Annotated in this window: 10 protein-coding genes; all 10 read left to right on the plus strand. The window is 56.7% G+C overall.

Features of this window, described 5'->3' with window-relative positions:
• Positions 1-307 precede the first annotated feature (307 nt).
• The 10 genes from nagE (at position 308) to BMF08_RS11855 (ending at position 11527) form a co-directional block, all read left to right on the plus strand.
• Entirely contained in the window at positions 308-2344 is a 2037-nt protein-coding gene (gene nagE, locus BMF08_RS11810; RefSeq protein ID WP_072567765.1) for an N-acetylglucosamine-specific PTS transporter subunit IIBC, read from the plus strand.
• A 159-nt stretch (positions 2345-2503) separates the two neighbouring features.
• Positions 2504-4171 carry a glutamine--tRNA ligase gene (gene glnS, locus BMF08_RS11815; RefSeq protein ID WP_072567766.1) on the plus strand — a complete coding sequence of 556 codons (1668 nt, stop codon included), beginning with the start codon at positions 2504-2506 and terminating at the stop codon, positions 4169-4171.
• 383 nt (positions 4172-4554) lie between these two features.
• The gene (gene chiP, locus BMF08_RS11820) at positions 4555-5952 is read left to right on the plus strand and encodes a chitoporin ChiP (RefSeq protein ID WP_072567767.1); all 1398 of its coding nucleotides are present in this window, start codon (positions 4555-4557) and stop codon (positions 5950-5952) included.
• Between the two features lie 143 nt (positions 5953-6095).
• On the plus strand, positions 6096-7001 hold the full coding sequence (lafA, locus tag BMF08_RS11825; RefSeq protein ID WP_072567768.1) for a lateral flagellin LafA: 906 nt from the start codon (positions 6096-6098) through the stop codon (positions 6999-7001).
• A gap of 197 nt (positions 7002-7198) precedes the next feature.
• Positions 7199-8515, plus strand: a complete 1317-nt coding sequence (fliD, locus tag BMF08_RS11830; RefSeq protein ID WP_072567769.1) for a flagellar filament capping protein FliD — start codon at positions 7199-7201, stop codon at positions 8513-8515.
• A 28-nt stretch (positions 8516-8543) separates the two neighbouring features.
• On the plus strand, positions 8544-8936 hold the full coding sequence (gene fliS / locus BMF08_RS11835) for a flagellar export chaperone FliS (RefSeq protein ID WP_072567770.1): 393 nt from the start codon (positions 8544-8546) through the stop codon (positions 8934-8936).
• 3 nt (positions 8937-8939) lie between these two features.
• Positions 8940-9260: a flagellar protein FliT gene (locus BMF08_RS11840; RefSeq protein ID WP_072567771.1), complete on the plus strand. Its 321-nt coding sequence runs from the start codon at positions 8940-8942 to the stop codon at positions 9258-9260.
• The gene (locus tag BMF08_RS11845) at positions 9257-10300 is read left to right on the plus strand and encodes a flagellar hook-length control protein FliK (RefSeq protein ID WP_072567772.1); all 1044 of its coding nucleotides are present in this window, start codon (positions 9257-9259) and stop codon (positions 10298-10300) included. The genes BMF08_RS11840 and BMF08_RS11845 overlap by 4 nt, the downstream gene beginning before the upstream one ends.
• Before the next feature lie 6 nt (positions 10301-10306).
• On the plus strand, positions 10307-10786 hold the full coding sequence (locus tag BMF08_RS11850) for a flagellar basal body-associated FliL family protein (protein WP_072567773.1): 480 nt from the start codon (positions 10307-10309) through the stop codon (positions 10784-10786).
• Between the two features lie 27 nt (positions 10787-10813).
• Complete coding sequence (locus tag BMF08_RS11855) at positions 10814-11527, plus strand: FliA/WhiG family RNA polymerase sigma factor (RefSeq protein ID WP_072567774.1); 714 nt, start codon at positions 10814-10816, stop codon at positions 11525-11527.
• The last annotated feature ends 38 nt before the right edge of the window (positions 11528-11565 follow it).

Below are 11565 nucleotides of genomic sequence, written 5' to 3' on the forward strand. Positions count from 1 at the left end.
ATAAATGGACGGGTTGGGCATTCTGCCTGCTCTTGTAAGGGTAACGCAGTATAGCCGTCGAGTGGCAACAATCCGTCTTGATTTTTTGAATCATAAAATAAGTTTTGTTTGTTAGCCAGCGGAAGGGAGGGTAAATAACGATATTTGGTGATTTTAATCACAAAAAAAGGGTGTTTAATTTGCGGGGCGAATTAATTTTTTACACACTCATTCAGTAAGTGAAAAATAGCCTTTGCTTCAGGCTGGTCGGACTATAAAAAAAACTGCTTGTGATGAAGCCTGACAGGGTTTCATAGGGGGAATAAAAGTGAGTATTTTAGGCTATCTGCAAAAGGTTGGCCGCGCGCTTATGGTGCCGGTCGCCACGCTGCCTGCCGCAGCAATTTTAATGGGTGTCGGCTACTGGATTGACCCCGTGGGTTGGGGTGGTGATAACGCACTGGCGGCGTTCTTCATTAAATCCGGGTCGGCCATTATCGACAACATGTCCGTACTCTTTGCCATTGGCGTGGCGTATGGCATGTCAAAAGACAAAGACGGCGCGGCGGCGTTAACCGGCTTTGTTGGTTTCCTGGTATTAACCACGCTCTGCTCGCCCGCTGCGGTTTCCATGATCCAGAAAATCCCTCTGGACCAGGTACCGGCGGCATTCGGCAAAATCAGCAACCAGTTTGTGGGCATCCTGGTGGGTATTATCTCCGCTGAGCTGTACAACCGTTTCAGCAGCGTAGAACTGCCGAAGGCGCTCTCCTTCTTCAGCGGTCGCCGTCTGGTGCCGATCCTCACTTCCTTTGTGATGATCATCGTCGCTTTCATTCTGATGTACATCTGGCCGGTGATTTTTGATGGCCTGGTGAACTTCGGTGAACAGATCCAGAAACTCGGCTCCGTGGGCGCGGGCGTTTACGCCTTCTTTAACCGCTTGCTGATCCCGGTGGGTCTGCACCACGCCCTGAACTCCGTGTTCTGGTTCGACGTGGCGGGCATCAACGACATCCCTAACTTCCTCGGCGGCGCACAGTCTATCGAAGCAGGTAAAGCGGTTGTCGGTATCACCGGTCGTTATCAGGCGGGCTTCTTCCCGATCATGATGTTCGGTCTGCCGGGGGCAGCGCTGGCGATTTATCACTGCGCGCGTCCGGAGAACAAAGCGAAAGTGCTGGGTATCATGATGGCCGGCGCCTTTGCCGCTTTTTTTACCGGCATCACTGAACCGCTGGAATTCTCCTTCATGTTCGTGGCGCCGGTGCTGTACGTTATTCACGCCGTGCTGACCGGTATCTCTGTATTCATCGCCGCCAGCATGCAGTGGATTGCCGGTTTCGGCTTCAGCGCCGGTCTGGTGGATATGGTGCTCTCGTCCCGCAACCCGCTGGCCACGCACTGGTACATGCTGATCCTGCAGGGTCTGGTGTTCTTCGTGATCTACTATGTGGTGTTCCGCTTCACGATCACCAAATTCAACCTGATGACCCCGGGTCGTGAACTGGCGGTTGCCGGTGATGAATCCGATGGTCAGGACGTGAATATCAGCACCAATGGTAAAGATCAGGACATTAACGGCCTGGCGCGTCAGTACATCGCGGCGGTCGGCGGCTCTGCCAACCTGACCGGTATCGATGCCTGTATCACCCGTCTGCGTCTTAACGTGAAAGACTCCTCGCAGGTCAACGAAGCGCTGGCAAAACGCCTCGGCGCAACCGGCGTGATCCGTCTGAACAAAACCAGCGTGCAGATTATCGTCGGGTTTGTGGCGGAAAAAATTGCCAATGCTATGAAAACCACCGGCGATGTTCCGGCAGCGCCGGCAACCGGTGCCGCTGCCAGCACCGCCCCTGCTGCTGCCGCGCCGGTTGCCGCAGCCCAGGCCGTGCCGAATGCCGCGACTATCGCGCAGCTGGTATCGCCGGTAACGGGTGAAGTCGTGGCGCTGGATCAGGTGCCGGACGAAGCCTTTGCCAGCAAAGCGGTGGGCGACGGTGTGGCGGTGAAACCAACCGATAAACTGGTGGTCTCTCCGGCGGCCGGAACCATTGTGAAAATCTTCAACACCAACCATGCGTTCTGCCTCGAAACGGACAAAGGCGCTGAGATCGTGGTGCACATGGGTATTGATACCGTGGCGCTGGGCGGTCAGGGCTTTACCCGTCTGGTGGAAGAGGGCGCAACGGTCACGGCTGGTCAGCCGGTGCTGGAAATGGATCTGGACTATCTGAACGCTAACGCGCGCTCCATGATTAGCCCGGTCGTGTGCAGCAACATCGACGATTTCCGTGGTCTGGTGATCAACGCCGAAGGTCATGTGGTGGCGGGTCAAACGCCGCTGTTTGAAATCAAAGGCTAATCACACCACGCAGTGATAAAGGCGGCGGGATCATCCCGCCGCTTTTTTTTGCCTGTCATTCCCGTAATCGCGCTTTTTGTGCAACTTAAAGGTTGTCTCGGCGTCCGGCTTATAAGATCATATCCCGTTATACGTTATTGACGCTTTGAGGAATCCGCGATGAGTGAGGCAGAAGCCCGCCCGAGTAACTTTATCCGCCAGATTATTGATGAAGATCTGGCCAGTGGTAAGCACAGCACCGTGCACACCCGTTTTCCGCCGGAGCCGAACGGTTATCTGCATATCGGCCACGCGAAATCCATCTGCCTGAACTTTGGCATCGCCCAGGATTATCAGGGCCAGTGCAACCTGCGTTTCGATGACACCAACCCGGTAAAAGAAGACATCGAATACGTAGACTCGATCAAAAATGACGTGCAGTGGCTCGGTTTTCACTGGTCCGGCGACGTGCGCTACTCCTCTGATTATTTCGATCAACTGCATCAGTATGCGGTTGAGCTGATCAACAAAGGCCTTGCCTACGTTGACGAACTGACCCCCGATCAGATCCGCGAATACCGCGGCACCCTGACCGCGCCGGGCAAAAACAGCCCGTTCCGCGATCGCAGCGTGGAAGAGAACCTGGCGCTGTTCGAAAAAATGCGTACCGGCGGCTTCGCAGAAGGCACCGCCTGCCTGCGCGCCAAAATCGACATGGCCTCGCCGTTCATCGTAATGCGCGATCCCGTGCTGTACCGTATTAAGTTTGCGGAACACCATCAGACCGGCAACAAGTGGTGCATCTACCCGATGTACGATTTCACCCACTGCATCAGCGATGCGCTGGAAGGGATCACCCACTCGCTCTGTACGCTGGAGTTCCAGGACAACCGCCGTCTGTACGACTGGGTGCTGGATAACATCACCATCCCGGTTCACCCGCGTCAGTACGAGTTCTCGCGTCTGAATCTGGAATACGCCGTCATGTCCAAGCGTAAGCTGAACCTGCTGGTCACGGACAAGCACGTTGAAGGCTGGGACGATCCGCGTATGCCGACCATCTCCGGTCTGCGTCGTCGCGGCTACACCGCTGCGGCCATTCGCGAGTTCTGCAAACGTATCGGCGTCACCAAACAGGACAACACCATTGAAATGGCGTCGCTGGAGTCCTGCATTCGTGAAGATCTGAACGAAAACGCGCCGCGCGCGATGGCGGTTATCGACCCGGTTAAACTGGTTATCGAAAACTACCCGCAGAATGAAAGCGAAATGGTCACTATGCCGAACCATCCGAACAAACCGGAAATGGGCAGCCGTGAGGTGCCGTTCAGCGGTGAAATCTGGATCGATCGCGCTGACTTCCGCGAAGAAGCCAACAAACAGTACAAGCGCCTGGTGCTGGGTAAAGAAGTGCGTCTGCGTAACGCCTATGTGATCAAAGCCGAGCGCGTGGAAAAAGACGCGGAAGGCAACATCACCACCATCTTCTGCTCTTACGATGCGGAGACGCTGAGTAAAGATCCGGCGGACGGCCGCAAGGTGAAAGGCGTGATCCACTGGGTGAGCGCCGCCCATGCGCTGCCGGTTGAGATCCGCCTCTACGATCGTCTGTTCAGCGTGCCGAACCCGGGCGCGGCCGAAGATTTCCTCGCCACTCTCAACCCGGAATCGCTGGTGATCAAACAGGGCTTTGCGGAGCCAGGTCTGAAGGCCGCGCAGCCAGAAAAAGCGTACCAGTTCGAGCGCGAAGGCTATTTCTGCCTCGATGGTCGCCACAGCACCGCCGACAAAATGGTGTTTAACCGCACCGTAGGTCTGCGCGATACCTGGGCGAAAGTCGGCGAGTAATCGCGTCAATCTCAGGCTATCAGAATGCCGGTCAGTGAACGCTGACCGGCATTTTTTATGGCCATGATCTTCTCACTCTCTTCCATTCGCGCTGCAAATTAAACTCAGCGTTTCCTTTCCGAGCGGGCTTATTTTCCGTCTGAACATCCCCCGTACAGCGTACCGCTCAGCCGCCTGTTGCCAGATGTAACTTTTTATGTGCACTGCGTCATAGTCTCATCTTTTCCCCGGTAAATTGTGTTGATAATTCGCGACGCGAAAAATAATCTTTATGGCACCGGAACGGCGAGTTTATGACTCATAAGCGACGGTTATATTTAACTTTTTTTATTTATCGCTTCTGCGCTTGCAGGCGAATTTTATTATGTCAAAGAGGAACCATTATGCGTACATTCAGTGGCAAACGTAGTACGCTGGCGCTGGCTGTTGCCGGCGTCACCGCAATGTCGGGCTGGGGGCTATCCGGGCAGGCGAGCGCCGCCGGATTTATTGACGACTCCACCCTTACCGGCGGCGTCTATTACTGGCAGCGTGAGCGCGACCGGAAAGACGTTAACGAAGACAAATACAAAACCAACCTTTCGCACTCCACCTGGAACGCCAACCTCGATTTCCAGTCGGGCTATGCCGCCGATATGTTTGGTATCGACGTTGCGGCCTTTACCGCCATCGAAATGGCGGAAAACGGCGACAGCGGCCACCCGAACGAAATCGCGTTCTCCTCCAGCAACAAAGCCTACGACGAAGACTGGTCCGGCGATAAGAGCGGGGTCAGCCTGTACAAAGCCGCCGCTAAGTTTAAATACGGCCCGGTCTGGGCGCGGGCGGGCTATATTCAGCCCACCGGACAAACGCTGCTGGCCCCACACTGGAGCTTTATGCCGGGCACCTATAAAGGCGCGGAAGCGGGCGCTAACTTCGACTATGGCGACGCGGGCGCGCTGAGCTTCTCGTACATGTGGACCAACGAGTACAAAGCGCCCTGGCATCTGGAGATGGACGATTTCTACCAGAACGATCAGAAAACCAAAGTGGATTATCTGCACTCGCTGGGCGCGAAGTATGACTTTAAAAACGATCTGCTGCTGGAAGCCGCCTTCGGGCAGGCTGAAGGCTATATCGATCAGTATTTCGCGAAAGCCAGCTACAAGTTTGATATTGCCGGCAGCCCGCTCTCCACCTCATACCAGTTCTACGGCACCCGCGATAAGGTCAGCGACGGCAGCGTCAACGATATCTACGACAGCACCGCCTGGCTACAGGCGCTGACCTTCGGCTATAAAATAGGGGATGTCGATCTGCGTCTCGAAGGTACCTGGGTGAAAGCGGAAGGGCAGCAGGGCTTCTTCCTGCAACGTATGACGCCAACCTATGCTTCATCGAATGGTCGACTGGACGTGTGGTGGGATAACCGTTCCGACTTTAACGCCGACGGTGAAAAAGCGGTGTTCTTCGGTGCGATGTACGATCTGAAAAACTTCAATCTGCCGGGCTGGCAGGTGGGCGCGTCTTATGTTTATGCCTGGGACGCGAAACCGGCAGAGATGGCGACGCCGGATGCATACTACGATCCGAATTATCGCCTGAAAGAGTCGGCCTACAGCCTGGATGCGGTTTATACCCTGCAGGACGGTCGCGCCAAAGGCACGATGTTTAAGCTGCACTTCACCCAGTACGACAACCACTCCGACATCCCCAGCTACAGCGGTGGCTATGGCAACATTTTCCAGGATGAGCGTGACGTGAAATTTATCGTTATCGCGCCATTCACCATTTTCTGACCCCGGCAGTTGCCGGATTTCCTCACCCGCTCCGCTGAGCGGGTTTTTTTTAAATTTTTTTTCCCGCCATTTAATTTTTGCTCCCGGTGGTCGCTTTACCACTACATCTCGACTGAGACCCATAAAATTCAAGGAGCAGGAAAATGTTATCTATTAATACCAACGCCGCCTCTATGGCCGCTGTCAACGCCATCAACAAAAGCAATGCCTCTCTGAGCCAGTCCATGGAACGCCTGGCCACCGGTAACCGTATCAACTCCTCTGCGGATGATGCGGCAGGCAAACAGATTGCTAACCGCCTGACTGCACAGTCTGACGGCATGGCGGTTGCCCAGCGCAACATCGCCGATGCAACTGCGATGCTGCAAACCGCTGACGGCACCTTTGACGAGATGAATGACATTCTGGGTCGCATGAAAGACCTCGCAACACAAGCAGCGAACGGAACCTACAGCGATGATGACCGTGCAGCCATGCAGTCCGAGTTCGACGAACTGGGTCAGGAAATGTCTGACATGATGCAGAACACCACCTACGGCGGCACCAACCTGTTCAACAAATCCGCCAGCGGTCTGTTCACCCAGGCATCCGGCGTGACTTTCCAGGTGGGTTCTGAAGCCACTGACCAGATGACCGTCAACATCTCTTCCCAGGTTGACGCGCTGACCACGTCCCTGAGCGCCCTGAGCGCCTCCTTTGCGGATGACTTCGGTACTGACGGCGCAGGCGGCGGCACCGGCGTAAGCGGCACTGAACTGATGTCTTCTGCTTCTGCGACCGCCGCGATCGACAGCATTCAGAACGTGATGAGCGCGGTTGGCAAAATCCAGTCCACCCTGGGTGCGTCCATCAACCGTCTGAACGACACCGCGAACAACCTGCAAAGCATGCAGGACAACACCAACGTGGCGATCGGTAACATCATGGATACCGACTACGCGGCGGAAGCGTCCAACATGTCCAAAGAGCAGGTGCTGATGCAGACCAGCATCACCATGCTGAAACAGTCCAACAGCATGTCCGGCATGGTTTCCAGCCTGCTGCAGTAATCGGCCTGACGTCCAGTCAAAGCACCGCCTTCGGGCGGTGTTTTTTTTTGCCGCCCGCTGCCGCACAGAGGGAAAAAACCTTCCGCGCGAAGCGGAAAACGCCTTTCCGCCTGTAATTATCTTATTGATTTTAATGGGTAAAATTATTGGCATGGCAATTGCTAATTATGAGCCATGAAATCTGAACGGAGCAAAAAATGATTAACCCGCAGCAGATTGCGAAAAAATTCGCCCTGATGGATATCTCCACCAAGGCATCGTCGCTGGCGCGCCAGCAAAACGACATCGATACCCAGACCAGCGCGCTGGAGAGTCTGGACAGCGCCCTGACCGCCTTCCAGAGCGCGGTGGATGCGCTGAACAGCGAGACGGGCGGCCCGGTGGTTAACACCGTTACCGCCAACAACGACTCGGCGACCATTACCGCCGACTCCACCGCCGCGGAAGGCTCTTACACCTTCTTCGTTGACCAGCTGGCCACCGCGCAGCAGTCCACGCTGGCCTTTGCCGACGGCGATATTCCGAATAGCGGCACTTTCACCATCACCATGGGTGACAGTGAAATGGACATCGATCTCAGCACGGTCGATTCCAGTGGCGATGGCAGCGTATCGGTGGCAGAGCTGGCGGATGCCATTAACGATTCGCCGGACAATCCGGGCGTCACCGCCACCATCGTCAACACCGATGGCAGCACCACCCTGATGCTTACCGCCGATGAAACCGGGGCGGAAAACGCCTTTACCGTCTCCGCCAGCGGCGTCGATCCGGCGTCGGCGTTCGCCACCGACATCAGCAACCAGAAAGATCTGGCGGTGGCGCAGGACTCGGTGGTGTATCTCGGCAGCTCGCCGGAAACCGGCGTGATGATCACCAGCAGCAGCAACACCTACACCGATCTTATTCCCGGCGTCAGCATCACCTTCGCCGAAGAATCCGCCGAGGGTGAACCCCTGACTTTCAACGTCAAAAACGATTCCGGCGCCTCGCAGGAAAAGGTGCAGACCTTTGTCGATGCCTATAACACGCTGGTGGATACCCTGGACGCGCTGACCACCAACGGCGGCGGCACCGGATCGGCCGGGCCGCTGGCGGGGGACGCGGGGATCTCCTCGCTGGAGCGCCAGATCGAGGACATTACCCACGCCAGCTATAACGGCGTGTCCATCGTCGACTACGGCATCACGCTGGATCCTGACGGGCACCTGCAAATCGACAGCGAAAAATTCGACGAGGCAATGGAAGAAAACCCGGACGGTCTGACCGCGCTCTTTGTCGGCCCGGACAGCATGACCGCCCAGCTCGACAGCCTGATGGAGACCTGGCTTGACGACACCGACGGCATCATCTCGCAGCGGCAGAGCAACCTCGACGACAAACAGGAAAAAGTCACCAACAGCGTGGATGACCTGAAGACCCGTTACAACACCTCTTACGAACGCTATCTGGAGGAGTTCACCTCCACGCTGGTTGAAATTGAAAGCATGAAAATGAGCATGGCGGCATTCATGTAAGTCGCCGTCCGAAAAGGTCAAAACAACGATGTACGCTTCAGATAATGGTTACACCCAATACAAAGAGATGGATCTGGCCGCCCGCACCGCGTCAGCTTCGCCGCTGGATCTGGTGCTGGTGCTCTACGCCGGGCTGATGGACGAGCTGGAACGGGCAAAGAGCCATATCGAAAACAAACGCTACGAGCGCAAAGCGCAAAGCATCAACAAATGCATCGACATTCTCAATGCCCTGACCAGCTCGCTGGAGTTTGAAAACGGCGGCGACCTGGTGCTCAACCTCGCGCGGCTTTATGACCACTGCGTCTACCGCCTGTATGAAGCCAGCGGCCAGATGTCGACGGCGAAAGTCGACGAAGTGGTGCTGATCCTTTCTAACCTGCGCGAAGGCTGGGAAGGCCTGGCGCAAAAACTGGGCTGATCTATGACAAGCAACGCACTACGCCTGCAAATAGAGAGTCTGCTGGACGCGATGAACGAGAGCCTCGACAAACAGCGCTGGCGGCGCCTGCCCGCGCTGCGCCAGCGGCTGATGATGCTGTTTGCGCAGTACCGCGACGCCGCGCCTTCCCCTGACGAACTGGCGCAGGTGAAATCCCGCCTGCGCGACGGCTTCGCGCAGATAATCGCCCGCCGCGAGGCGCGTGCCGCTCAGCTTGCGGCGCGGATGGAAAAGCACCGTCAGCAGCAGGAGGGGCGGCTGGCCTATTCGATGGTCAATCTGGTGGCGGAGCAAAAATCATGAAAACCCTGTCATTACTTTCCGAAGCCATGGGGCAACTGCTTTCCGCGCTCCCTGTGAAGCCGCAAGGGGAGGGCAGCGCGGCGGGCTTTTCGCTGCCTGACGATCATCATCGCAAGCACGCTGAAAAGCCGCATCCGGCGGAGAAAATCATTGCCGATCCGCGGGAACAGCTGGATCTGCTGCTGGCGCACTTCCTGACGCCCTCTGCCACAGATCCCAGGCCCGACGCCGCTGCGCCGCTGATGCAGATGGCCGCCCGCGCGGGAGAGCAGAGCAAAACCGACGCGCAGCCGATGATCGATCCGCTCGCCAGTCTGCTGACCGACTCGCCAAAACTCCAGGCGGTGATGGCGACGCTGCTTGCTGCGCAACCGCTCACCGGCGACACCCTGCAGCAGCAGGCCACGCTGGCGCGCAGCGCGGCGGAAAATTTGCAGGCTATCGCGCCGCGCCAGACGGCTGCGCCGCAGGCCGACGCGAAGCCCCGCGTCATGCGCAGCGCTCCCCGCGTGGAGACTGCCGCGCCGCCGCGCCACGACAAGCTCACGCCGTCCGTACTGGCGAGCACCACCTTTACCCGTGAAATGCGTCCGCCGCAGGAATTCGATGCGCGGACGCAGCCGCTGAACCTGTCAACCGACAGCGCGGAGTGGGGCGATAAGCTCACCAGCCTGCTGAAAGATCGCATCCACTTTCAGATCGGTCAGCAGCAGCAAAGCTCCACCATTCGTCTGGATCCGCCGTCGCTCGGCAAGATTGAGATCGCCATACATATGGAGGCGGGCAAGCTGGTGGTGCACATCGGCGCCAGCCAGGCGGATGTCTGCCGCTCGCTGCAACAGCTCAGCGACAACCTGCGCCAGCAGCTCACCGGGCAGAACTTTGTCGGCGTTGAGGTGCACGTCTCGCAGGATGGGCAGTCGCAACAGCAGCAGGAAAGACAGTCACAGCAGCAGTCGGCGCAGATCCGCTCTGCCGTCGAACTGGAAGAAGAAGATACCCCCACCCGACAGAATGATTCTGTCCTGATCAAAGTGTAGAGGCCCATGAAAAAAACGCTTATGGTCGGCATGTTTGCCGCCACTCTCGCGATCCTCGTCGGCGGCGGCGCTGCCGTCGGCGCGATTTATTATATGAAAGACCAGGCCCCCCAGGCGTCAGGTGACGCGGCGGCTGCCAGCGCAACGAAACTGAAAGCGAAAAAAGAGGGTGATGACGTCTTTGTCACCCTGCCGGAATCGCTGATCACGCTGCACGATAATAGCGGCAACGATCGTTATATGTTGCTGGAAGTGGCGATGGTGGCCGACGATGAAAAAGCCTCGAAAAAAATCCTCGCCGACGAGCCGTTATATCAGAGCATCATTGTGTCCACCTTATCGGATATGGAATACGACGAGGTGCGTAAATTAAAAGTCAGTGAAATAAAACAAACCCTGCTCACCGCCCTGAAAACGCAGTTAAAAGCCCGGGATATTTCCGCGCCCTACAGCGATGTCTTACTGAAAAAAGTCGTTTATCAGTGATCGCCGGAAAATAACGGAAATAACACCATGACACTTGCCTGGGAAATGCAGGACTTCCAGACCCTGCCTTCATTAACGCCCGCGGAGGAGAGCCACTATTTACAGGCTTACCTGCCGCTGGTGCGCAAAGTGGTTCGCCAGCTCGCGCCGCAATGCAGCGCGGTGATGGACCGGCAGGATATGGAACAGATCGCGCTGATGGGCCTGCTGGAAGCGATCCGGCGCTACGGCGCGCCGGATACGGGATTTGGCGGCTACGCGGTGCAGCGCATACGCGGCGCGGTGCTGGATGAACTGCGCAGTCTGGACTGGCGTCCGCGCTCGCTGCGACAAAAATTCCATCAGGTCAATGACGCCATCCGCGCGGTGCGTAAAACCCTCGGGCGCGAACCTGAGGCGCATGAGCTGGCGGCTGAAGGCATCACGGCGGAGGATTACCGGGAATACCTGAGTCTGGAAGGGGCGGGCAGCCTCGCAAGCCTGGATGAATTGCTGGATGCCGATCAGAGCGCCGTACCGCTGGAAAGCCGTCGGCTGGAAGAGCAGGTGATCACCCAGCATATGCTCGGTAAAGCGCTCGGCAGCCTTAGCGAAAAAGAGCAGCAGATCCTGTTTCTTTATTACCAGCAGGATATGAATTTTAAAGAGATCGCCTTAGTGCTCGGGCTGACGGAAGCGCGCATTTGCCAGTTGAATAAAAAGATCGCGCAAAAACTTAAAGATTATTTCGCCACACATTAATTCTTCTTTACGTAATAAGAGCCTGCCGCGCAGGTTCG

It is taken from the genome of Enterobacter sp. SA187 (assembly GCF_001888805.2).
GTDB lineage: Bacteria > Pseudomonadota > Gammaproteobacteria > Enterobacterales > Enterobacteriaceae > Enterobacter_D.

Coding starts and splice junctions, on each gene's coding strand:
- BMF08_RS11845 (WP_072567772.1), top strand. CDS start 9,257: ATGAAAACCCTGTCATTACTTTCCGAAGCCATGGGGCAACTGCTTTCC.
- fliD (WP_072567769.1), top strand. CDS start 7,199: ATGATTAACCCGCAGCAGATTGCGAAAAAATTCGCCCTGATGGATATC.
- chiP (WP_072567767.1), top strand. CDS start 4,555: ATGCGTACATTCAGTGGCAAACGTAGTACGCTGGCGCTGGCTGTTGCC.
- fliS (WP_072567770.1), top strand. CDS start 8,544: ATGTACGCTTCAGATAATGGTTACACCCAATACAAAGAGATGGATCTG.
- BMF08_RS11855 (WP_072567774.1), top strand. CDS start 10,814: ATGACACTTGCCTGGGAAATGCAGGACTTCCAGACCCTGCCTTCATTA.
- BMF08_RS11850 (WP_072567773.1), top strand. CDS start 10,307: ATGAAAAAAACGCTTATGGTCGGCATGTTTGCCGCCACTCTCGCGATC.
- BMF08_RS11840 (WP_072567771.1), top strand. CDS start 8,940: ATGACAAGCAACGCACTACGCCTGCAAATAGAGAGTCTGCTGGACGCG.
- lafA (WP_072567768.1), top strand. CDS start 6,096: ATGTTATCTATTAATACCAACGCCGCCTCTATGGCCGCTGTCAACGCC.
- glnS (WP_072567766.1), top strand. CDS start 2,504: ATGAGTGAGGCAGAAGCCCGCCCGAGTAACTTTATCCGCCAGATTATT.